Source organism: Litoreibacter janthinus, from assembly GCF_900111945.1.
Classification (GTDB): Bacteria; Pseudomonadota; Alphaproteobacteria; order Rhodobacterales; family Rhodobacteraceae; genus Litoreibacter; species Litoreibacter janthinus.
In genome coordinates this window covers 1,854,910-1,877,416 of the sequence record NZ_FOYO01000001.1, presented here as the reverse complement: position 1 = coordinate 1,877,416, position 22,507 = coordinate 1,854,910, and the positions used below count along the sequence as shown (strand labels likewise).

Here is a 22,507-nt window from a genome sequence, read left to right as displayed (position 1 = left end):
ATTTACCGCGTCATGCTCCGCCGCATCGCAGCTTCACCAAACCAGACTTTCGCCGCGATCGCAAAATCAGGCAGTAGGTTAACCGAAGTCTGCGAGACGCAACTGTCCTTTGTTTGCACTCGCTATGCTCTTGAGTAAAGCTAACGAAAAATAAGCGTAGTTGTCTACAATTGGCCAATTGAGCTGTTCACTTGACCAATTCACAGAGCCCAAAAAGGAATTTAGTTGAATGAGAAATGAGGCCGATGCGGGGTTGTTCGACGATCTAGTCGCAAAGAAGCTTGGTCACTATGTGTACGCTCTTTTTGATCCCGCAACAGGTCAACCATTCTATGTGGGCAAAGGCGGCGGTCGCAAAGGCCTCGGGAACCGCCGGATTTTTGATCATTTCGATGAGGCTCGCAGCAACAGCGGCAAAGAACGAAACAAGATAGCGAAGATACAACAGATATGGAAAACTGCGGGCGATGTTCCATGGAAGATCGTTCGTTCGGGACTGGGAAGCGACCACGAGGCGCTTCTAGTTGAAAGTGCATTGATTGATATGTTGCGCGAGATGAAGGTTCCATTGACCAATAAGCAATCTGGTCACAGGTCAGCTGAGAGTGGGATGAAATCTCGTGCAGAATTGCGGGCTTGGTGTGCCCCTAAACTCGATCTTTTAAGTTTTCCGCCTTCTTTGATGAACCGTCCAATTTTCATTTTTAATATCGCGAAAGGCGTATCTGATCGGCTGTCAAGATATCCTGATGATGGTCCTGACCTGTACACCGAAGCCACCTGCCAGTTCTGGAAAGTTGCCGAGAAATACCGGTCTCTTGAGGGAGCACTAGCCGTCGGGTGCATAAATGGCATCACTAGAACGGCGCTTGAGATCGAAAGGTGGAAGCAAGTACCCGACAAAAGATGGGAGTTAATTCCACACAGTGCCGCGGAAAGAGCGCCAGATCTTGCCGCTCTGACGTTTAAGAACGTCTCTGTAATCGTCGATCACTGCAAAGGATTCTGGCAGCGAGGAAACTACTTGGTAGTTCGTGTTGCTGACAGTACCGATATCGGCGTGCTTCGGGGCAGCACCAACCGCACGATTTCGCTTCTTTCCAACGTGAGCAAATAGTCTGACCTGCACCGGCACGGCGAGTATTAGGCTCGGCCGGCTACCGCAACCACTCACGGCCCTTAGCGGACATCGGTGGCCTTTGCACCGAATGGCAGCTTCGAGCCCTAATCCACCTATGCCGTGCGGCGCATGAATGGTTGAGAACTGCGCATTGCTGACATTCGCTGAGAGCACAGATTTTGCGTGGTTTGGATCGCTCGCCTGGCGGAACAGGCGTTCAGAAGCTGCAAAGATTGGCTATTCTGGATGCTGTCAAGAAAACAACCGCCCTGCCGATCTCAACCACTCTCCCTATGATGTGTCAGTTGATATCGACGGTTTTCCCTGGATTCATGATATTGTCAGGGTCCACCGCACGCTTCAGCGTCGCCATTAGCGCATAGGCTGCGCCGTGTTCTTCGGCCATATATTTCTTCTTGCCCGTACCGACGCCATGCTCACCGGTTACGGTCCCGCCAAAAGACAATGCGACTCGGTTTACATCAGATGCAAGCCGCTTGGCTTTTGTCAGTTCTTCGGGATCGTTGGGGTCAAACAGGATCAGCAGGTGAAAATTACCGTCCCCAACATGCCCAACGATTGGTGCTATCAAACCAGCCTCGTTGATAATCTCCTTGGTGCGTGCGATGCAGTCCGCCAGCGCCGAGATGGGGACACAGCAATCAGTAACAACGCTCTCGCAGCCTTTGCGAAGTGACTTCCCCGCGTAATAGGCGTTATGTCGCGCCGCCCACAGGCGACCGCGATCCTCGGCCTTTGTCGCCCACGCGAAGCCCGAAACGCCGAATTCCTCACCGACACCTTCGAAAAGCTCCACCTGTTCCTTCACGCTGGCGTCTGAACCATGAAATTCCAGGAAAAGGTGGGGTTTTTCCGGCAGATTCAGATCCGGATTGAAGATGTTCATCCCCTTCATCTGGATCTCATCCAGCAATTCAATTCGGGCCATTGGAATACCCATCTGGATGGCCATGATGACGCTATTCACGGCGTCGTCGACCGTTTCAAATCCGCAGGTGGCGGCAAGTATCGTGTCAGGTTTGCCGAACAGGCGCACTGTCAGCCGTGTAATGATCCCAAGCGTGCCTTCTGAGCCAACAAAGAGATGCGTAAGATCATATCCGGCCGAGGATTTCCGCGCCCGCGATCCGGTCTCGATCACCGTGCCGTCGGGCAACACAACCTCTAGCGCCAAGACATTCTCGCGCATGGTGCCATAGCGCACGGTGTTGGTGCCGGACGCGCGCGTTGCGGCCATTCCGCCAAGCGTCGCATCCGCGCCAGGGTCGACGGTGAACATCAGCCCGGTGGCGCGCAGTTCCTCGTTCAGCTGTGTGCGTGAAACCCCAGGCTGCACAACCGCGTCCAGATCGCTTTCATGGATTTCAAGGATCTTGTTCATCCGGCTGGTATCAACGCTGATCCCTCCATGGGTCGGGATGACGTGACCCTCCAGTGATGTGCCGATACCGAACGGCACAACCGGCACCTTATGTTGCGCGCAGATCTTGACGATCGCCGAAACCTCGTCAGTGCTTTCCGGAAACGCGACTGCGTCCGGCAAAGCGGGTTCGGAATAGGCCTCATCCCTGCCGTGGATTTCCCGGATGGAATCGCCGGTGGACAGGCGATCTCCTAACAGGTCTTTCAAGGCGGCAATTGCCAAAGCGGTATTGTGCTGTGTCATACCAATTCCCTATTTCTCTTTCTAATGTTCCATCTGCGTTTTCGGCGCGATTTATTGGAATACTCCGTCATAAGCCTCGCGCAGCGCGTTTTTCTGCACTTTGCCCATGGCGTTCCGTGGCAGGGCTTCGACAAACTCGATGCTCTTGGGTTGTTTGAAGCGGGCCAGATTATCTTTGATCATGTTGGAGACGTCTTGCGCTGAAATCTCAACACCATCCTGGGCGACAATGACTGCCACGACGGCTTCGCCAAAATCCTTGTGCGGGACACCAATGACCGCGCTTTCAACGACGCCCGGCAGATCGTCGATCACCAGCTCGATCTCTTTGGGATAGATGTTGTAGCCGCCCGAGATGATCAGGTCTTTTCCGCGTCCTACGATATGAACATAGCCGTTTGCGTCGATGCGCCCAAGATCACCGGTGATGAAAAAACCATTGTCGCGCAACTCTTCCGCAGTTTTATCAGGCATCTTCCAGTAGCCTGCAAATACGTTGGGCCCGCGCACTTCCAACACGCCAGTTTCGCCCTGCGGCAAGGGCGCGCCGGTTGCCGGGTCGGTGACGATCAACTCAACCCCTGGCAATGGGAACCCCACCGTTCCGGCCCGCCTATCGCCGTCATATGGGTTCGAGGTATTCATGTTGGTTTCGGTCATCCCGTAGCGTTCCAGAATCGCATGTCCGGTCACATTGCGCCAGCGACTATGGGTTTCGGCCAGCAATGGAGCCGAGCCGGATACGAACAGGCGCATGTTGGCCGACGCCTTGCGCAGCCCTTCGGTTTCAAGAAGGCGCACATAGAAGGTCGGCACGCCCATCAGAACCGTGGCTTCTGGCATGTAATCAAGGATGTCATCGGCGTCGAACTTTGACATGAAAATGCAGGACGACCCGGCAATAAGCGTGATATTTGTGGCGACGAACAAGCCATGCGTGTGAAAGATCGGCAAAGCGTGGATCAGGACGTCATCCGCACTGAAGTGCCAGCTTTCCTTTAGAGTTTGGGCATTCGACGCCAGCGCCTGATGCGTCAGCATGGCCCCTTTAGACCGCCCCGTCGTACCCGAGGTATAGAGGATCGCGGCCAAATCGTCGGGCCCGCGTGGGACGGGGGTGAACCCGGGGGCTGCTGCATCGCGTCGCTCTGGCAGCGACCCACCTTCATCGGCGCCGATGGTCAGCACTTCGGCCACACCAGCGTCTTTTGCAACGGCTGACAGCTCATCCTCGCATTTTGAATCGCAGACAAAAATCCGCGGTTCCGCATCGGTCAGGAAATAGGTGATCTCGGCGGCAGTATAGGCCGTGTTGAGGGGTAAAAACACGGCTCCTGCAAGAACTGTTGCAATGTAAAGCTCCAACATTGCCTGCGTCTTTGGAGCCTGCACGGCCACTCGGTCGCCGGGCTTTACACCTGAAGCCACCAAGGCCTGCGCCATGCGTTCGGCGTTGGCAAAAAACGCCTTGTACGAGACCTCTTCGCCGGTCTGATGATTGCGCAGGAACAGATTGTTTTCTGCGCGCAGGCTAGCTGCACGCAATTTCTCGGCCAAGTGGTTTCCGTGATACATGGGTCGTCCTTTTACCCTTTGCTCAGTGCGATGATAATGGGTGATGCCGAAACATCGTGATGACTTGCGTAGACCTGATGGTTCTGTTCGATCGTCTCACCGTCATAGAGATAGTTGACCATCACACCCCACGAATTGGCGATGCCGCGCGGGCTTTGATCGGCGCCCGGATGAACGCGCAACAGGGTGGCCCCGTTGCCCAGATGGAAATGAGCCACGGGGTCAGCCGCCGTGCCCGACGCCCTTTTGGCTTCGGTCAGAAAGCGCGCAGCCAGCTTGGTGACGAAGTCATCCTGCGGCAGGTCGTTTTCGCCAAGCTCGCTTAGCGTCGCCTTGTCGGAATCGCTAAGCAAAGCGTCGCCATTCTGCAAGGATTGCTCCGCCCATTTCCTAAGGCCCGGCACCGGCGACAGCGTGACGAACGTCTCTAGGTTCGGGCGCAATTTTTGCAGCTCCGCGACAACCTGTTTGATCAGGAAGTTGCCGAAAGACACTCCGCGCAGCCCCGCGTGGCAATTGGAGATCGAATAAAAGGTTGCAACCGTGGCGGTGTCGAGATCGGTCTGCTTGCGATCGACCGCAAGGATTGGCCCTATTGCATTCGGAACCTCGATAAGCAAAGCGACTTCAACAAAGATCAGTGGATCGTCTGGCATCGCGGGGTGGAAAAAGGCGAAGAGCATCCGGTCAGGATCCCCGACGCGCTGGCGCAAATCATCCCAGTCGGCGATTTCGTGGACTGCCTCGTATGTGATGATCTTTTCCAGAATTTGTGCCGAAGTTGACCAATTGATCTGCCGCATCTCCAGAAAGCCGCGGTTGAACCAAGACTTAAAGAGGTGCTGAAAGTCCGAGTCCAACCCGCGCAGCTGTGAGTTCTGTTTTGCATGCACGAGCAAATCAGCCCGCATCGCGACCAATTCAGCAGTTGCGCCGGGGACCCGGTTGATGGTGCGGATCAACTCTTGAGTTTGGGGTTCTGCCACGAAATGCAGTGCGCGTGCAGCGTCGATGTCTCCGGGGGTCCAATTGGCGACGGCTGCGCTCAGCGCTGAATCGTCGGGTCCGAATTCCCGGCTGACAGCGAAAAAGAAGGCCGCCTTTTCTGCGACGTCTGCCGCCGCGTAAATGTCGAGAATTTGACGCGATATCTTCAGTCCCTCAGCCTCGCTTACATCGCGGACCAGGGAACGACACAGCGATATCAGGCTGGCTGCGGTATCTTCTACTGCTTGTGTCCGGCTGCGACCCGCCCCTGCGATCCTTGCAAGGATCTCGCTTAGAAAGCTCTGCTGCGTCATCGAGGCCAGTCCTCTGAATGAGTCAAGTTCGGATCAAGGGGCCACACGGCACCTGACAATCACTCCAAACGTGTTCTAGTTCTTGATTAATCAAATCGTTCAATCGAGCTGAGCGCCCGTTTTATCCAAAACGTCATCGCCAGCCCAACGGGCGAAAAGATGGATGAGAATGATGATCATGGACAGGGGTACGGCCAGTGAGATCCACACCATTGGTATCCCAAGGGTATCAGCTGTCAGCCCCGATTGGCGCGCGAGGTAGCCCTTTGCGAAACCGCCCCGCAGGCCGATGAAGCAGAAATAAACCACCGGCAAGACAAAGATCAGCACCGCCGCGCTTTGGATCGCCTCCGTGAGAAACCCAAGGTAATGTGGGCGTTTGGGAAAGACGCTGTCCATCAGAACAGCATCCGAGCGTGTCTTAAAGGACAGGGTCGCACCAAGCAATCCGGTCCAGACCATTGCATAGCGGGCGACATCTTCAGTCCAGACGGGGGGAGAAGAGAAGACATAACGCGCGATAATCTGCACGACGACCGTCAGGAACATCACACTGACCGCAAACACAGCCACGCGACGCATGATCAAGTGCAGGCGGTCGCTGGTGCTGATGATGAATTGTTGCATTTGACTTCCCCGGTTATGCAAGAGGCGGGCCACGTCGTGCGGCCCGCGCATATCGTTCTAGCGGTTCTCGTCAGAGAGTTTCTTCCACAGAGCCGTGTCCTCGGCCGACATCAGGTCGGAATTATAGACCGGCAAAGAGGCTTCGCGGAAGACAGCGCGCTCTTCTTCGGTCAGTCGCTGGACGGTCACGCCTTTTTCTTCAAGCGCTGTCAGGCCATTCTCAGACGCTTCTGCAAGCCATGCACGGGTTGCCGCATCGGCTGTTGCAACGGCGGCATCCACGGCGGCGCGGTCGTCATCGGACAGGCCGTCATACCACGATTTAGACACGATCACAGCGCGCAGCGGCCAGATTACATCTGCCGTGGCGAAGTTCTTCACGAAGTCGGTTTGTCCAAACATTACAGGGATGAAGGGCGAGTTCAGGTAACCGTCGATCACACCGGTTTGCAGACCCGCAGGCACTTCGCCCCAAGGCACGATGGTGCCGCTCGATCCCCATGCCTGATACATCGCGATCTGTGCATCATCCAAGGCGCGCATCCGCAAGTCCGACATATCTGCGGGCGAGCGCACGGCCTTGGTTGTGGTGATCACGCCAGAGGCAGGCCCGAGTGGCGCAAGCGCCAGCAGGATTGCGTCTTGATTGGCAAGGTTTTCGTTGATGCGCGTGTAGACATCCCCGGCAGCCATTGCCCGGTCCATATGGTCAATGTTGTCAAAGATATAGGGCAAGCGGACGCCATAAATGAATGGATCAACCTGCGCGACCGCGCGCACATCGGACAGCGAGACTTCAAGCAGACCAGTTGAGACCTGATCGAATTTTTCGGCTTCATTGCCCACAGAACCGCGCGGCATTTCCCGCACTTCCATGCCCGCCTCTTTCAGCGCATTGCCAAAGGCATATGCCCAGTTATACGAGCCAGAGGTTTCCAGATCCGGCTTGCTGTCCAATGCGATTTTGACCTCTGCGGACGCAGTTGTGGCCATCGCTAGCAATGCAGCGAGTGTGAATGTCTTGAGTTTCATTGGTAGTCCTCCCTTAGGTTTGATTAGTTCACAGAAAATCCGAACAAGCGCGGCAAGGTCAGGCTGAGCGAGGGCCAGTAGACCAGCGCCAGCAGAAGCAGCACCTGAACGAGAATGAAGGGCAGCACAGCGTAGGCCAGCCGCCAGTAGTTAAGGTTTGTCAGCGCAGAAACGACCACAAGGCATTTGCCCAAAGGCGGCGTGATCAGACCGATGCACAGATTGAAGCACAGCACGATACCAAGCTGGATCGAGCTGATGCCTTGCTCCATCGCCTGCGGAGCAAAGAGCGGAATCAGCAGAGTGAGGGCGACGGGCGTGTCCATGAACATTCCCGCAATCAGGAAGATGATCACTAGGAAAAACAGGTATTTCGTACCTGTCAGCCCGAAGGACTCCACCCAATTTGCCAGCGCCTGAGACCACCCAAGCTGCCCCGCCAGATAGCCCAGCACCGAAATCGCAGCGAGAATGATAAAGATCGTTCCGGTCATTTTTGCCGTGGCCTCAATCGCATCAACGATCATGCGCCAGCTTAGGCCCTTGTAGAATTGGCCCGCCACGAGCGCGAAAAACACGGCGATGGCCGACCCTTCGGTTGGTGTGGCCAACCCGAAGACCAGAGAGCCAAGGATAACAATCGGCAGGCACAAGGCGGGCGCTGCATTCAGCAAGCTTGGCACGAACCGCGGGAGGTCATCTGACTCGCCGCCCGGATGGCCTTTGACTTGCGCAATAATCGCATTCAACCCCATGAGCGCGGCAGCGAGCAACAGCCCCGGCACAACCCCAGCGACGAACAGGGCCGCGACGGAGGAGCCGGTCAGTCCACCGTAGATGATCATGATGATCGAGGGTGGAATGATCGGCCCTATCATGGAAGAAGCTGCTGTGATCGCCCCCGCGTAGTAAGGATCATAGCCGCGTGCCTTCATCTCGGGCACGAATGTGCGCGACAAGGCGGCACTATCGGCAATGGCGGATCCGGAGATGCCCGCGAAGAATACGCTGGTGAGGATATTGACGTGCCCAAGGCCTCCCCGGAACCGGCCCACGACGGACATGGCAAAGTCGATCAGGCTGCGCGTAACACCGGCGCGGCTCATAATCTCGGCCGTCAGGATAAACAGCGGCATTGCCATGAAGGCAAAAACGTCGAGCTGTGCAAAGATGCGCTGCGGCAGAACCGACAGAAACTGGGTTTTATCAACGGCGACAAACGTCAGGACCGAGACCGCCCCCATGAGATAGGCAAAGGCCGTGCCACTGATCAGCAGGATGATGAAAACTATCGGAATATACCACATCACGCTACACCGCCGTTTGCAGGGACGCGCGCGCCGATTGCCCGGATTCGGCTAGGATCGGCGGGTGCGTCACGATCGACCGCAGATCGATCTTCGAAAGGGCAAGGGTCTTCATATCGGCCAAGGGGCGTGCCGTTTCTGCTTCGGCAGCAAACAGACCTTCGATGGCCTTTGCTGCGCTGAGAAGCTGTTCGTCGCCTCGCACCGCTGCTAGCATCTGGAGTCCAAAGGGCATGCCAAAAGCATCGCGTCCGCAAGGCAGCGTAATCGCAGGCCCCCCGCTAAGCGAACCGCGATAGCACAGCGCCAGCCAGCGATAGTAGATGTCCATGTCCTGCCCGTCGATCCGGGCAGGGTGTGATTGGGTCCACGCAAAGGGTGACACCGGCGATGTCGGCAGCACAATCACATCAACTTCGCGCATCAGCGCGTTGAAACGGCGCAGAATGTGAGTCTGCTCATTGTGCGCCCAACCGCGATCCGCCAGGGACATGGTCTGACCGAGCGCAACATTCTCTTTGATATGCGGGCCGAAGCCGTCGGGGTCTTCTTGGACACCCGCGCCAAAGGCTGCGCCAAAGCTTTCGGCCCGCAGTACATCAAAGCAGCGATCCATATCACCAAGATTGAGGTCAACAAGGCGGCATTCTTTGACGTGCGGGCGCAGCAGATCAAGGCGGGCACGAAATGTCTGGCGGATGGTCGGTTCGACAGGGGCGCCACCAAAATCTTCGCTGAATCCTACACGCAGGTCTTTCAGGGACACTGGAGGCAATGCTTCGAAGCGATCCGGCACTGAAGAAACGGACAAAGGATCGTCCCAATCATGCCCCTGACAAACCCCTAGCATCAACGTCAGGTCATCCATTGTACGCGCCATTGGACCCAACACCGAAATCCCTGACCACCCCAAGGGGCGCGTTGGGTGGGCGATCACACCAACTGACGGGCGATAGCCAACGATGCCGCAAAGGGCCGCGGGCATCCGGAGCGAGCCGCCCGTATCAGAGCCGGTGCACAGCGGCAGCAAGTTGGCCGCCAGCGCCGCGGCCGAGCCACCCGACGAGCCACCCGCAATCAAATTGGCATCAAACGGGTTGCCTGTCGCACCCCAGACGGGATTACGACTGTTTCCTCCGGCCCCCACCTCGGGAACGTTTGTCTTGGCAAAAATAATGGCGCCCGCCGCGCGCAGGCGTGCGACCATTGGCATATCATCGTTAGGCACATGCCCCCTTGCGCGGATGCTGCCATGCGTGGTCAGCAATCCCTTCGTGTCCTGCAAATCTTTGACACCAATTGGCAGACCATCCAGCGGCCCCATGGGTGTGTCAGACTGCCAGCGCCGTGTCGCCTCTTCGGCACGGACAACAGCTCCTTCGACGTCCATCGCCGCCAAGGCATTAATTTTAGGATTGAACTGTGTTATCTGCTCTAGGCACGCTGCCAGATATTCGCTCGGCGTTAGGGATTTGGCCGCAAAAGCGGCTAGAACCTCACCAGCGGAGAGCGCGCAAAGCTTGGAGCCGCTCACGAGCGCGCACGATTCATTAACTTGAGACTAATAGACACAATAGCCCTCCCAAACCGTGTGTTTGGTTAAGCTAAGAGATGATCTTGGCAATTAATAATGAAAAATATGTCGGAAACCCTAACCGAATGGAATGGTATTGATATCTTGCGTCGCATGTTCCAGGCACTTCAGGAACAAGACAAGCGCCGCATTCTGTGCAATCTGATCTGTTCGCCAGAAACACCGCACCTCTGAAAGCAAATCATGCGTATCCAGCGGCAGCGTGACCAACTCGCCGCGCCCAGCCTGCGTCTGCGCCAGCCGCTGTGGCAGCAGCCCAAGAGCGGGCATGGCTCGTAATAGTTCGGTATTCAGCGCCAGTGACAAGGATGAAACTGTGTTCGTGGGCGGCGATAATCCATTTGCGGCAAAAAGCGCATCCACGGCTTGTCTGGCGACCGAGTTTGGTTTCGGTAGTATCCAAGGGAAATTTGCAACATCCGCCCATTCGACGCTCGTCCCTTGTGCAAGCTGATGATCTCGCCCCGCGACAACGACGACTGGTTCAGAGAATAAAGCCATTTGATCAATACCAGCCAATTCTTGAGGCTGCCAAACCCGCGCAATCAACAGATCCAGTGCGCCAGCTTCAAGTTGCGGCAATAGTTCGACAAAATGTCCTTCGGAGACCGAAACGTTTGCCTGTGGTGTGCTGCGCTTGAACAAGGAAATCGTGCTGGGCAGGAGTGTCGGCGCAACGGAACTGACGACACCAACCGCAACAGAGCCCGAGACACCGCTTGTCATCGCCTCGATATCAAAGGCGGCGCGATCAAGTTGCCCAAGCGCCTGACGCGCATGTTCAGCAAGCCTCGTGCCAATTGGCGTCAGGTAAAGCCTGTTGCGATCCCTGGTCACGACGGGCACGCCAACGATCTTTTCCAACTCGGCAATTTGTTTTGACACCGCTGGCTGCGTCACCCCAAGCGCTTCAGAAACCCGCGCGACCAGTTTCAGATCCGACAACGCAACAAGAGCACGCAAGTGCCGAAGTGTGATCCCCTGTTGAAAACCCTTTCGCAAAATTTGCGCTACCTCCGCGTTCATAACTTGCGCCAACTCCGCTCTTATATGGTCATATGCTATCTTGGACAGGCAAATGATTGGTTTTAGCACCTCTGGAGCCAACCATGTCTAATAGACTGGAGTTCAACACCACACTATGCGTCGCCAGCGCTTGGTTCATAACTCGCCTGGGTACACAAAGTGGCAAAGCCAGCTTCTTCTATGGCGACAGCTGATGAAAGGCTTGGACGTCGTCACCATCAACTCGAAGTCAATGTGCGCCAATTCAAACTTCAATCCGGCAAAAGTCTCATATGAATTTCAGCTTGCACTGACGCGGTCAGGGCGCATCATAGCCGCAGAGAAAGTCGGGTTCCCGAACGTGGTGTTTCTCGCTGCCGCCGCGAACCAAACAAAGCGGACCTTGATGACAATCCACTGAACGGCGGTTGAGTCCCACAAAGAAGTCCCATGTGCGAAATGCAGCGAATGGCCGCTCTCCGCCATCTTATCGGTGCTCAGGTCACCAAGAGTAAGATTTGTCCCGGATGGAAACAATCGCAATCAAGCTTTGCGTGGCGACTTAATCAACTCGCCCTGCCTCTCAATCGAGACCGGGCAATAAGCACTAATTGTCGTGACCTCGCTAGAATGACCGATGTTTTGCGAGAAGGCCTTGAACGCCTCGCGTGTCGGGTATGCGGTATCCGCCCACTTCACCAAGCTCTTGCGGAAAGCGTGAGGGGTGAATGGCGGTAAATCGGCTCGCCGGAAAGCCTCTTTGATCACAGCGCGGATGGCGTTGGCGTTTTTATAGATGTGGCGTTCAAAGCCAACTACTTGGAACTCTCCCTCAACGGGCTCGATCTTGAGCGGTGGAATCAGTGGATCGTCGGGGCCAAACAGCGCGACCTCTTTGAGATACACGACCCAAGCTTTGAGGCAAGTCAGATAGTCAGTATCGATCGGCAAAAAATATGTAGTGATCGATTTAGAGGCCTTAGTCTTCACCTCCCGCGCGTCCTGATAAACGCACTTATCGAACATGTTGATATGGTTCAGACGCAAGGACGCCACCGCCCCGTCCCGCGCGCCCGTCAGCATCAGAAATGCAAAGAGAGCTTTGTTGCGGCGATCAATGTCGGTGACCTCAGGCATGTAGGAAAATGCATGACGCGCCATCTCCATTGACGGATATGGAGTTTCTCGAGAAGTGCCGGCAACACGAGCTCCCTTGGCGTCCATGTTGAAGTAATCTGCATCAGAATGGCGGATGCGGCTCTTATAACCGCTTTCCCCTGCCAACCAAAAGAACAGGTCTTTGTTAGCGGCCAAGATGCTGCGAATAGATGACTTGGACAGAGGCTGGCCAGTCGTCTTACTCACTTCCTCGTTCAACCGTTCCTGAAATTTGACGGCTTGCTCGATGCGAAAGCGTTTGAAGCTGGCAAAACCTGTGCTGGATTCAAATCGCAATATGCCTTCAGCCGCTTTCAGAACCGTGCTGGAATCCTTGCGCTTGGCAGCCTTGAGGTACTGCAAATAGCGTCGTTTGATGCGTTCGTTCTCTTCATTGAATTTGCGCATGGATGGGCGCTCCTGTGTAAGTGTCAATTTAGGTGGGAGGTTGTGGTATCTGTTAGGCATCTCTGTTCTCGCCTTCTTTGAAGTCGAAGGTTTGGGCAAATGCGTGGGCTTTGGAGTTCGAAATGATACGGGTTGAAACGGCCCCACAGCACTCACACCGCCCCCTAAGGCGAGTTGTTTTGGTGTTATTCGGGATCACCTCAACCGTCAGTCTGACGGGCTTTCGCCCAGCCCGGCAGGACAGGCAATACAGCTCATCATGTGATAGCTGCGACTTGGCTTTGCGGTATTTAGCTCTGAGGTAGTTTCGGATAGCCTCGCCTGAAATCAGACACGGCTTTTGCCTTGCCATGACGGGCAAACCGTCCTTGATCCAATTTCGGATTGTCGCAGGGGATTTACCTAGCGCCTTGGCGGCTTCTGAAACATCATAAGTCAGTGCCGACTTCACCGCCATCGGGTTTGCGCGTTTACTCACCCGCCTGCCCCTCAAATAGCGCGCGAATGTCCTCTACCTTCCAGACAGTCGTCCGTGGTCCCAATTTCTGAGGTCGTGGAAACCGTCCATCTTTGACACCTTGCCACCACGTCGATTTCGACACCGGAATCGGCCCCCCCGGCGCTAGTATCTGAGAAAGCCGGACGAAGCCTGTTCGTGGGAAGTGATTGTTGTCTATCATGATGTAACCTCATCTTTTGCGATGCGATCAAGATCATTGAAGTTCGACTGAAAACTTGGTGGTCAAAATAAAAAAATAAGCTGTTGAATTTATACAGTAATCAATATTTCCATCACACATTGACGATTAATCATCGCCGCGATTGGCGCGTTTATACAGCTCAAAGCCCGCCCGGAGTTCCTTGACCATAGTTTTCTTGTCTAGGTTAAAACCAATTAAGTCACCGGCATCTACAATTGCCTTGGCCACCTTTCCCGCATCAGATGACGTCTCCATCTTGTACTTATCCATCGCCATCGCGATCAAAGCTCTCCGAAACATGGAACGAGTATTGCCGTGCATGTTTTCAGTTTGGTCAATCAAAGGAAATCCGCCCTTGGGCTTTGGAGAATTTTTGTCTCCTAACTTAATCTCAGAATAGGGCCCAGCGCCCAGCTTCCTTTCTACAAGCCTCTCAAATTGAACGGATACTTTCAGGTTGCTATCTGCAACCCATTTATAGAGTTCCACTGTTGCTATGCCCACTGGGGGTTCAGTGAGCTCTCCAAACCGGCGATCGAGAAGGTCAAAGTACTCTTCCAAAAAATAGAGAACTTCGTCAGTTCGCGGATCAAGACCATAGGCTTGAAAAAGTGCCTCGAAATTTGCTCTTCTGGGATCAACGCCAACAAGCATTAATGCCGCTTCTCTGATCTCCACGGTCGCCGCGGCGACCCAGTAGTCGACATCTAAAAGATGGGCTCGTTCACTCCAGCCCGCGCCAAACCAAGGAGGGCGAGTTTTTCTGATGCCCTTCAGCTCGTTGACGAGCTCAAAGTGGATGCCGTGAGGCTTTGTCAGTGGATTCAATGTGCTTCCCACACTCATCAGATAGTCAGACTTGAGTTCTTCAATAGGCTTGCGGCTCAGCATCAAGTTGACGTTGGAGCGGTATGCCGCCAGTCTTTCCTTGAATTCAAAGTGGACCTCCGGGTGTTGCGGCCCGATCCCTGGCATTAGAACTGCGGGTGTCCAATCATACAGATCCTCGAGAGTCCGCCTTAGTATTTCTTCAACGAGTACCTCTTTATCCCAAACTTTCATGTTTTCGCTCTCTTTTCATAACTTAACAACTGGTCTGCCCACCAACTAGCTAGCCGCACCCTCTCCTCCCAATGCTCGCCCCGCGCATAGGCCCGACGAACTTCATTCTTCTCGACATGGGCCAAGGCGCGCTCAATGGCGTCAGGGTTCCATAGGCCGCTTTCGTTAGCGAGAATTGAGAACGAGGCGCGAAAACCATGGGCAGTCATTTCATCGCCGGCATAGCCCATTCGGCGCAGCGCGGCGTTTAGGGTGTTTTCAGACATCGGACGGGTCCATGTGCGCAGCGATGGAAACAAATAGTCGCCTTCGTTGTTCATAGCGCGCAGCTGGTCTAGCAACGCCAAGGCCTGCTTGGGCAACGGAACGTTGTGATCTCGACGCATCTTCATTTTTTCGGCGGGGATCGACCAGACGGCTTCGCGCGGATCGAATTCTTCCCACTTGGCATTGCGGACCTCCCCCGGCCTTTGTGCGAGGATGGCGAGCAGCTTTAAGGCAATCCGCGTTGTCGCTTGCCCATCGAAACCGTCGATCTCGGCCATAAGCCTGCCCAGCGCCTTGGGTTCGATGATGGCGGCGCGGTGCACGCGGGTCGGACGGATCAGAGCGTCGCGCAGCGCATAGGTCGGGTCTGTCTCGGCTACGCCACTCGCCACCGCATAGCGAAAGACCGATCCGATACGGGCGCGCAGGCAGTGCGCGGTTTCATAATTGCCCTTAGCTTCCACCTTGCGCAGGGTTTTAAGGATCATGGGCGCGGTGATTTCGGTTACAGGCTTGCGGCCAAAATCACGGTTAGCAAAATTAAGGTGATATTCTGTCTTGGAAAGCGTAGCCACCGACCTCCCCTCTTTTGCGTTGCTTGGCCAGAAACGCCGCGCCAATCTTCTCGAAAGTTTGGCCCTTGGCCTCAAGCCGCAACCGCTTTGCTTCTTGTTTAGCTTCGCTGGGGTCGATGCCTTCCGCTACACTTGAACGTGCGCCCTCTTTAGCCTTACGCGCCTGCGCCAAACTAACTTCGGGATACACGCCTATAGATAGCAGCCGCTCCTTGCCACCCATCCGGTACTTGAACTGCCAAAGTTTTGACCAAAACAAATAAACCTTCGAAATCTGAGACTTTGTAGGCCTTTTCGCGGGGCTTTAAGTTGCGAACTTGAACATCTGACAATGGCATCGTTGGGGGTATCACTTTTCCGACTCAATCTCGATACCCCCACAAACACCCCCAAACTGGGGGTATCACATCAAACACCATTGGACGGCGCCGGACAAAGGGGCAGCGCAAACCCCTTATAACACAGGGCTTTTCGGATGTCATCGGACAAATCTGGATATGGAAATGGTGCCCCCACACGGACTCGAACCGCGGACCTACTGATTACAAATCAGTTGCTCTACCAGCTGAGCTATAGGGGCACTGCGCGCGCTTATAAATCGACCTGCGCTGACTTCGCAAGGCCGTAAATGCAACAATCCCGGCCTCTCGTTGCTTTCGCGTTTGATTGCCAGCTGGGGTACCGATAAAGAAATGCTACCCTAGAAAGACGCAAGGCCTTGCTCGCATGGAAATCGTTCTGCACGTCGGCGCTCACAGCACGGACGAAGACAACCTCTTAAAGTGCTTGTACAAAAACAAGGACCAACTGAGTGCGCTTGGCATAGTGATCCCGGAGCCGTCGCGCTATCGGCCTGCCATTCGGGAGACCATGCAAGCCTTGGTCGGAGATGTGGCTCCGATCGAGACGCAAGAAGCGCTCTTGGACAGTATTATGGACGAAGATCATGCTGAACGGGTCATCCTAAGCCATGAAAGCCTGTTCTGCGTCCCTGGGCGCAGCATCGGCAACGGCCACCTCTACCCGACCGCCAGCTTCAAGGCCGCGCGCCTGCGAAATCTGTTTTCGCGTCAGGATGTGCGCTTTTGCATCGCCGTCCGCGATCCGGCAACCTTCATCCCTGCCGTGTTCGAGCGGGCGAAGGATCCCAATTTCGAAACATTTCTTGATGGATCTGACCCGATGACCTTGCATTGGTCCGATCTGATATCGCGGATGCGCACGATGGTGCCGGACGCCCCGATTACTGTTTGGTGCAACGAGGATACGCCATTGCTTTGGCCACACGTGCTAAAAGCAATCTCCCGAACGCCGGACGGTTTTGCTTTTGACGGAGTGAACGATTTTTTGGGAACAATCATCGGCCGTGGCGGACTTACCCGCCTAGAGACCTATCTGGACACCCATCCACCGCAGACGGAAAACCAGCGCCAGCGGATCGTTGCCGCGTTCTTGGACAAGTTCGGTGGGGATGCACTGGAACAGGAAATTGACTTGCCCGGTTGGACCGAACCTTATGTGGCCCAATTGTCAGAGCTATATGAGCGGGATCTGGAAGCCTTGGACAAGATGCCCGGCGTCAGCTTCCTGACCCCTTAAACCATCACATCCCAAGCGCTTCTTTGTACAGTTCAAGAACCGCTTCTTCTTCCGAGATGTCCTGAGGATCCCGCTTGCGCAGCGCCATAACCTTGCGCAGCACCTTGGTGTCGTATCCACGACCTTTGGCCTCGGCCATCACCTCTTTTTGCTGGTCGGCGATGTCTTTCTTTTCCTGCTCAAGGCGCTCGAAGCGTTCCACGAACTGGCGCAGCTCATCTGCGGTGACACGGTAGGTGCTATCGATGACGGAGGTGTCAGACATGGGCTCGGTTCCTTGGGGCTTGAATGGGTCAGAGCCCACGAGATACTAAGCCCCGCCCCCGCCTTCAAGGTGCAAACGGTTGCGATGTAGCCCCGACTAGGCTAGGCCACCGCCACGCACACCAAGGAGCTTGCGCCATGTCCAATCTGATCCCCCTCGGGGCCGTGATTACTCTGATGGGGCTTGTCGGCCTGATCTGGTGCATCCTTAAGGTCGCGCGCGCCCGTAAGAAGGGCCTGAACGACGAAGAGTTGCGCGCCGTCATGCAGACCACCGTGGGCCTGAACCTAGGCGCTTTGCTTCTGTCTGCGGTCGGTTTGATGATGGTTGTGCTGGGAATTATCCTCGCCTAGAACCACCTCGCTTAGATTGAGCCTGCTTCGACCATGAAGTTGTTGGCCGAACACATTGCGGCATCATCTGACGCCAAAAACAGCACCATACGCGCCACATATACCGGATCAATAAGATCCGGCAGGCACTGCCTTTGACGCTGCTTTTCCAAAGCCTCCGGCGTGGCCCATAGCTGCTTCTGTCGCTCTGTCATGATCCACCCGGGCACCACAGTGTTCACGCGGATACGGTGTCCGCCCAGATCGCGTGCCATCGTTCGGGTCAGCCCGTGGACCGCTGCTTTGGCGGTGGTGTAAGCCGGAAAACCGCCGCCCGCTTCCCACCAAGAGTTGGAACCAAGGTTGACGATACTGCCACCGCCCGCCTCAATCATGCCCGGAGCCACCGCCTGTATCGCAAAGAACATGTGGCGCAGATTGGTTTGCATGCGCTCGTCCCAGTATTCTGGTGTCACGTCCCGCCAGTCATGCCGATCATCGCGGGCAGCGTTGTTGACCAGCACATCGAAGCTGCCCAGTGACGCAATCGCCGCCTGCATTGCCTCAATATCGCGCAGATCGCACAGCGCGTGTTGCGCGCCCGTTTCTTTGGAAACCTCTGCGCTCGCTTCGGCGTCGCGATCCAAAAAACTGACCTGCGCGCCCTGCTGGGCAAAAGCCGAAACCGTAAGCGCCCCAATGCCTGATGCGCCACCCGTGACCAGCACATGTTTGCCGTTCAGGCTGGGATAGATTGCAAATTCGGACATCGGGAACTCCTTGATTGGACAGGTTGCACGGGGCGTCGGCAGCGGTCACACTCCCCCGCAAAGGGAGGAATTGCAATGAGCAAAGAGAGTGTCGGATTCGTTGGTGTCGGCCTTATGGGGCATGGCATGGCTAAGAATATTATGGCGGCGGGCTATCCACTTACAGTGATTGCACATCGCAGCCGCAACGCGGTGGAAGACCTTGTGGATAGTGGCGCGACCGAGGTGCAAACCCTGCCTGACCTTGCGCGGGCGTCCAGCATTATTCACATCTGCGCCCCCGGCTCACCGCAGGTAGAGGCGATAATTGCCGAGCTACTGCCAGCGATGGCGAAGGGCACGGTCGTCGTCGATTGCTCAACCTCGGATCCGGGTTCGACAGAAAAGCTGGCGGCGCTGCTCGACGCGCAAGGCTGCCACTTGGCCGATGCGCCTTTAGGGGGAACGCCGGTGCAGGCCGAAGCGGGCCAGCTTGCAACTATGGTGGGTGCAACCGACGAAATCTTCGCTCGGCTTGAACCAGTGCTAGATGCGTGGGCGGGCGGCGGCGTTGTGCATTTGGGGGCTATTGGCAAAGGCCACCAGATGAAACTGCTGAACAACTTCCTAGCAATGGGCTATGCCGCCATGTATTCCGAGGCCTTGGCGCTGTCGGAAAAAGTCGGGATCACCACAGCGCAATTCGATAGCGTCATTCGCGGCTCCCGCATGGATTGCGGCTTCTACCAGACCTTCATGGGGTACAGCCTAGAGGGCAACCGAGAGGCACATAAGTTCACCCTCACCAACGCTTACAAAGATATGCGGTATCTGGCGTCGATGGCAGATGGTGCGGGCATCGCCAATCCGGTTGGAAGTGCTGTGAAGAATAGCTTCGCTCTCGCCCTCAGTACTGGTGGCGACGGGCCAGAGGACTACGTCCCACATCTGGTCGACTACATCGGCAAGGCAAACGCGGTCGAAAAAGCCTAGGCGGTGTTCAAGTCTGCAAATTTCTGGCGTTCCTGCGCGAGCATCGTCAAGACGGGCGCAGCGCCCCAGAGCGTCGGTTCTTCCGGCGCCAAAATCGACAGGCGCGACGCGATGATCGACGGGGTCGTTGCGTCGGCGTCCATCATCGGCCCACCTCGCCCGCGCGGGTAACCGAACCCGTGAATCATCACCGTATCGATATCACTCGGGCGCGCCGCGACGCCTTCGCCCAAAAGGCGCGCCCCAGCGTTCACGATAGCTAACAGAATACGATCGCGAATGTCGCGGTCGGTGAACTTGCGCGGAGTGATCCCAAGTTTCGCCCGGTGCTCCGCGATGAGCTTGAGGACGTCGCCATTCGGCACGCCCTGGCGCTGCCCGTCGATATAGATGTAGTAGCCGCGACCGCTTTTCTGTCCGAGCCACCCTTGCTCGACCATTTTATCGGCGATCTCGACATATCGGGCCTCAGGGTCGCGCGGTTTGGACTTGCGGCGTGCATAGGCAATATCGAGGCCGGACATATCTGCCACCTGATAGGGGCCAAGCCGAAACCCGAAGGATCGCATCGCGCCGTCGATTTGTGCAGGTGTCGCCCCGTCTTCGAGCATGAGGTCCGCCGCGTGGCGATAGGCTTCAAGAATCGCGTTCCCGATATAGCCAGAGCCAAAGCCAGCGTGGACCCGCGCACGCACAGCCGTTTTCCCCAAGGCCCGCACGAAGCCCAATCCCGTCATGACGGCTTGCGGCGATGCGGTGTCGTGGACGCCGATTTCTACCAAGGCGTTGGACTGTGCAGGCGCGAAAAAATGCAGCCCGATTGTGTTCGCTGCGCGGCCAGTGGTTGCCGCCAAAGCCGCGAGATCCAGATAGGACGTATTGGTAGCGATCACCGCGTCGGGCTTCGCCAGAGAGCCAATTTCCGACAGAATGCCCGCCTTAAGATCAAAATCTTCGGCCACGGCCTCGATAATAAGATCAGCTTCACCCAACCCATCCAGCTTGTTAGTCAGTTGTAGATGCGTCAGCGCGGCGGCCCCTTGGGCTTCAGACAAGCGGCCCTTCGCTACCGACCGCTCATAAAACGCGCCGATGCGCTCCAACGCGGCATTCACGCCACTTTCGCCTTGCTCGACCAGTGTCACTGCAAAGCCGCTCTGGAGGGCTGCGATGGCAATTCCGCTCCCCATTAGTCCGCCACCGACAATTGCAATCCGGTCAACAGGTTCGGGCTTCGCTTCCGCAGCTTCAGGAAATTTTGCGGCCGCTCGTTCGGCAAAGAAGGCGTGTCGCAAGCCCGCGCTTTCCCGTGACGCGATGCAATCCTCAAAGGCAGAACGTTCGACCTGAAGGCCCGTCTCAACGGGCAGAAGCAATGCAGATTCGACACAGTCGATGATCTTGTTCGGCGCAAGCGCATCTGCACCAAGCTCCATCTTCACCTGCGCACGGCGCGCGGCAACAGTCGCCATATATGCAGATCCATCGCTCAAATGGGTTCGGTTTTGCGACGTGGGCCGCGGCTCTTTGACCGAGCGTGCAAAGGCCACCGCTTCCGCCCGCAGGTCGTTGCTGGTCACAAGATCAATCAGCCCCATTTCAGCGGCAATTCCTGCGCTGACCTGGCTACCCGTCAACATCATATCGAGCGCCAATTCCGGCCCGATAAGTCGTGGCAAGCGTTGTGTGCCCCCTGCCCCCGGCAAAGTGCCAAGCTTGATTTCGGGCAAGCCCATCCGAGCATCCTTCGACGCGATCCGGTAATGCGCGGCCATGGCCAATTCCAGCCCGCCGCCAAGCGCTGTTCCCTGAATGGCAGCTATGACTGGCTTGCGGGCGTCTTCAACCAAGCTGCACAATTGGCTCAACGAGGGCTGCTGCGGTGCCATGTCGAACTCGCGGATGTCGGCGCCAACTGGAAAGGTGCGCCCGTTTGCGGCAATGACCACGGCGTCAGTCTTGTCGTTGGACAAGGCTGCGTTCAGCGCTGCTGCAATGCCACGACGCACGGCTGCGCCCAGCGCATTGACCGGCGGATTTTCAATCACAATAAGGGAGACATTTCCTTGTCGCTCCAGCCGGACGGGGTGTTTTGGGGCCTGTTTCATAAAGCTTTTTCGCTTGGTTCGTGGGCAGTGTCTACTGCCTGTTTGATCAGGATGGGGATTGCAGCGGCGTATTTTTGCGCAGCTTCGGGATTGGAGGCATTCCCGCCCTGCGCCCGTGCGACGACGCCTTGCAAAATAGCTGTCAGCCGGAAGTAGCTGAACACAAGGTAGAACGGCCAGTTTTCAGGTGGCGTGATGCCGCGCTGTGCGCAATAGCGCGCGATGTAGTTACGTTCCGTCGGAAGCCCCAATTCAGCGCGATCCAAGCCGCCAAGCCCGCGCATACCGCCCTCGTAAGGCAGACGCCATTGCATACATTGATACGCTAGATCGGCCAGCGGATGGCCTAATGTCGCGAGTTCCCAATCAAGCAAGGCTATCACCTCGGGCGTGTCGCGTGCGAAAATCATATTGTCGAGCCGATAGTCGCCGTGCACCAAAGCGATTTGTCCGTCATCTTCGGGCAAGTGAAGATCCAGCCATGCCATGATCCCCGTCATGCCCCGATCCGGTGTATCGACCGATGCGAGGTATTGTCGCGACCATCGGTCAATCTGACGCGCGAAGTAATTGCCGGGTTTGCCAAAATCGCTCAGACCCACCTCTGCCACATCGACGCTATGAAGGGCGGCCAAGGCATCAGCCATCGCGTCATAGATCGCGCCACGTTCAGTCTGTGGCATATCTGGCAAGCTTGGATCCCAGAAAATCCGCCCATCCAAATATTGCATCACGAAGAATGCGCGCCCCAAGGGGGATTGCTCGTCGTTAGCCAAATGCAGCATTCTAGGAACAGGAACGCGCGTCTGCGCCAAGCCCGCCATCACCTCGAACTCGCGCTCCACAAGGTGGGCGGATTTTAGCAGCAAGCCGGGGGGCTTGGTTCTCAGAACGAAAGTCCCTGCGTCGGTGGTCATTTTGTATGTAGGGTTAGACTGCCCGGTCCCGAATTTTTCAAGACGTCGGACCGCCCCCAACTCGGGCGCATGCGCCTTAAGGTAGGGGGTTAAACTGGCTATCATTAAATCTGTGGTCCCGCCCA

At 56.1% G+C, this 22,507-nt stretch carries 23 protein-coding genes and 1 tRNA gene; 5 read left to right on the top strand and 19 right to left on the bottom strand.

The window, feature by feature from the left end; all coding sequences use genetic code 11:
• Nucleotides 1-229: 229 nt before the first annotated feature.
• Nucleotides 230-1,117 carry a GIY-YIG nuclease family protein gene (locus tag BM352_RS09460; protein WP_090215908.1) on the top strand — a complete coding sequence of 296 codons (888 nt, stop codon included), beginning with the start codon at nucleotides 230-232 and terminating at the stop codon, nucleotides 1,115-1,117.
• A 304-nt stretch (nucleotides 1,118-1,421) separates the two neighbouring features.
• Here BM352_RS09460 and BM352_RS09455 read toward each other — a convergent pair whose 3' ends face one another.
• The 8 genes from BM352_RS09455 to BM352_RS09420 all read right to left on the bottom strand — a co-directional run bounded on the left by BM352_RS09455 (nucleotide 1,422) and on the right by BM352_RS09420 (nucleotide 11,206).
• The gene (locus tag BM352_RS09455) at nucleotides 1,422-2,807 is read right to left on the bottom strand and encodes an FAD-binding oxidoreductase (protein ID WP_090215905.1); all 1,386 of its coding nucleotides are present in this window, start codon (nucleotides 2,805-2,807) and stop codon (nucleotides 1,422-1,424) included.
• 51 nt (nucleotides 2,808-2,858) lie between these two features.
• Nucleotides 2,859-4,382: a malonate--CoA ligase gene (locus BM352_RS09450; protein ID WP_090215902.1), complete on the bottom strand. Its 1,524-nt coding sequence runs from the start codon at nucleotides 4,380-4,382 to the stop codon at nucleotides 2,859-2,861.
• An 11-nt stretch (nucleotides 4,383-4,393) separates the two neighbouring features.
• On the bottom strand, nucleotides 4,394-5,683 hold the full coding sequence (locus tag BM352_RS09445; RefSeq protein ID WP_090215898.1) for a malonyl-CoA decarboxylase: 1,290 nt from the start codon (nucleotides 5,681-5,683) through the stop codon (nucleotides 4,394-4,396).
• Between the two features lie 99 nt (nucleotides 5,684-5,782).
• Entirely contained in the window at nucleotides 5,783-6,310 is a 528-nt protein-coding gene (locus BM352_RS09440; protein WP_090215895.1) for a TRAP transporter small permease, read from the bottom strand.
• A 57-nt stretch (nucleotides 6,311-6,367) separates the two neighbouring features.
• Entirely contained in the window at nucleotides 6,368-7,342 is a 975-nt protein-coding gene (locus tag BM352_RS09435; RefSeq protein WP_090215892.1) for a TRAP transporter substrate-binding protein, read from the bottom strand.
• 23 nt (nucleotides 7,343-7,365) lie between these two features.
• Nucleotides 7,366-8,649, bottom strand: coding sequence for a TRAP transporter large permease (locus BM352_RS09430; RefSeq protein ID WP_090215889.1), 1,284 nt, complete (start codon nucleotides 8,647-8,649; stop codon nucleotides 7,366-7,368).
• A 4-nt stretch (nucleotides 8,650-8,653) separates the two neighbouring features.
• The gene (locus BM352_RS09425) at nucleotides 8,654-10,183 is read right to left on the bottom strand and encodes an amidase (protein ID WP_090215886.1); all 1,530 of its coding nucleotides are present in this window, start codon (nucleotides 10,181-10,183) and stop codon (nucleotides 8,654-8,656) included.
• 117 nt (nucleotides 10,184-10,300) lie between these two features.
• The gene (locus tag BM352_RS09420) at nucleotides 10,301-11,206 is read right to left on the bottom strand and encodes a LysR substrate-binding domain-containing protein (RefSeq protein WP_090220058.1); all 906 of its coding nucleotides are present in this window, start codon (nucleotides 11,204-11,206) and stop codon (nucleotides 10,301-10,303) included.
• Between the two features lie 256 nt (nucleotides 11,207-11,462).
• Between BM352_RS09420 and BM352_RS09415 the strand changes: the two genes are divergently transcribed.
• Nucleotides 11,463-11,669, top strand: coding sequence for a hypothetical protein (locus BM352_RS09415; protein WP_090215883.1), 207 nt, complete (start codon nucleotides 11,463-11,465; stop codon nucleotides 11,667-11,669).
• Between the two features lie 122 nt (nucleotides 11,670-11,791).
• Here BM352_RS09415 and BM352_RS09410 read toward each other — a convergent pair whose 3' ends face one another.
• From BM352_RS09410 to BM352_RS09385, 7 genes are all read right to left on the bottom strand, one after another.
• Nucleotides 11,792-12,913: a site-specific integrase gene (locus tag BM352_RS09410; RefSeq protein WP_245780951.1), complete on the bottom strand. Its 1,122-nt coding sequence runs from the start codon at nucleotides 12,911-12,913 to the stop codon at nucleotides 11,792-11,794.
• Nucleotides 12,867-13,292: a helix-turn-helix domain-containing protein gene (locus BM352_RS09405; RefSeq protein ID WP_139229814.1), complete on the bottom strand. Its 426-nt coding sequence runs from the start codon at nucleotides 13,290-13,292 to the stop codon at nucleotides 12,867-12,869. Before BM352_RS09405 ends, BM352_RS09410 begins: the two co-directional genes overlap by 47 nt.
• Nucleotides 13,285-13,494 carry a helix-turn-helix transcriptional regulator gene (locus BM352_RS09400; RefSeq protein ID WP_090215873.1) on the bottom strand — a complete coding sequence of 70 codons (210 nt, stop codon included), beginning with the start codon at nucleotides 13,492-13,494 and terminating at the stop codon, nucleotides 13,285-13,287. Before BM352_RS09400 ends, BM352_RS09405 begins: the two co-directional genes overlap by 8 nt.
• A gap of 126 nt (nucleotides 13,495-13,620) precedes the next feature.
• Entirely contained in the window at nucleotides 13,621-14,577 is a 957-nt protein-coding gene (locus tag BM352_RS09395) for a hypothetical protein (RefSeq protein WP_090215869.1), read from the bottom strand.
• Complete coding sequence (locus BM352_RS09390) at nucleotides 14,574-15,464, bottom strand: tyrosine-type recombinase/integrase (protein WP_245780950.1); 891 nt, start codon at nucleotides 15,462-15,464, stop codon at nucleotides 14,574-14,576. Before BM352_RS09390 ends, BM352_RS09395 begins: the two co-directional genes overlap by 4 nt.
• Nucleotides 15,385-15,642, bottom strand: coding sequence for an integrase arm-type DNA-binding domain-containing protein (locus BM352_RS19130; protein ID WP_245780949.1), 258 nt, complete (start codon nucleotides 15,640-15,642; stop codon nucleotides 15,385-15,387). Before BM352_RS19130 ends, BM352_RS09390 begins: the two co-directional genes overlap by 80 nt.
• Before the next feature lie 281 nt (nucleotides 15,643-15,923).
• A tRNA-Thr gene (locus BM352_RS09385) sits at nucleotides 15,924-15,999 on the bottom strand.
• 146 nt (nucleotides 16,000-16,145) lie between these two features.
• Here BM352_RS09385 and BM352_RS09380 point away from each other — a divergent pair.
• Nucleotides 16,146-17,018 carry a hypothetical protein gene (locus BM352_RS09380; protein WP_090215865.1) on the top strand — a complete coding sequence of 291 codons (873 nt, stop codon included), beginning with the start codon at nucleotides 16,146-16,148 and terminating at the stop codon, nucleotides 17,016-17,018.
• Nucleotides 17,019-17,022: 4 nt separating this feature from the next.
• On the opposite strand, the gene BM352_RS09375 is transcribed toward BM352_RS09380, so the two are convergent.
• Entirely contained in the window at nucleotides 17,023-17,283 is a 261-nt protein-coding gene (locus BM352_RS09375) for a DUF2312 domain-containing protein (RefSeq protein ID WP_090215861.1), read from the bottom strand.
• 137 nt (nucleotides 17,284-17,420) lie between these two features.
• Here BM352_RS09375 and BM352_RS09370 point away from each other — a divergent pair, with 137 nt between their 5' ends.
• Nucleotides 17,421-17,636 (top strand): hypothetical protein, encoded by a 216-nt coding sequence (locus BM352_RS09370; protein WP_090215857.1) that lies wholly within the window; start codon nucleotides 17,421-17,423, stop codon nucleotides 17,634-17,636.
• Between the two features lie 11 nt (nucleotides 17,637-17,647).
• Here the strand turns inward: BM352_RS09370 and BM352_RS09365 are convergent, their stop codons facing one another.
• Nucleotides 17,648-18,385 carry an SDR family NAD(P)-dependent oxidoreductase gene (locus BM352_RS09365; RefSeq protein WP_090215854.1) on the bottom strand — a complete coding sequence of 246 codons (738 nt, stop codon included), beginning with the start codon at nucleotides 18,383-18,385 and terminating at the stop codon, nucleotides 17,648-17,650.
• Here BM352_RS09365 and BM352_RS09360 point away from each other — a divergent pair.
• Entirely contained in the window at nucleotides 18,344-19,357 is a 1,014-nt protein-coding gene (locus BM352_RS09360; RefSeq protein ID WP_090220054.1) for an NAD(P)-dependent oxidoreductase, read from the top strand. The two genes, BM352_RS09365 and BM352_RS09360, sit on opposite strands and share 42 nt — an antisense overlap.
• Here the strand turns inward: BM352_RS09360 and BM352_RS09355 are convergent.
• Both BM352_RS09355 and BM352_RS09350 read right to left on the bottom strand, forming a co-directional pair.
• Nucleotides 19,354-21,465, bottom strand: coding sequence for a 3-hydroxyacyl-CoA dehydrogenase NAD-binding domain-containing protein (locus BM352_RS09355; protein ID WP_090215851.1), 2,112 nt, complete (start codon nucleotides 21,463-21,465; stop codon nucleotides 19,354-19,356). The two genes, BM352_RS09360 and BM352_RS09355, sit on opposite strands and share 4 nt — an antisense overlap.
• Entirely contained in the window at nucleotides 21,462-22,487 is a 1,026-nt protein-coding gene (locus BM352_RS09350) for a phosphotransferase family protein (protein WP_217642996.1), read from the bottom strand. The genes BM352_RS09355 and BM352_RS09350 overlap by 4 nt, the downstream gene beginning before the upstream one ends.
• Nucleotides 22,488-22,507: the final 20 nt, after the last annotated feature.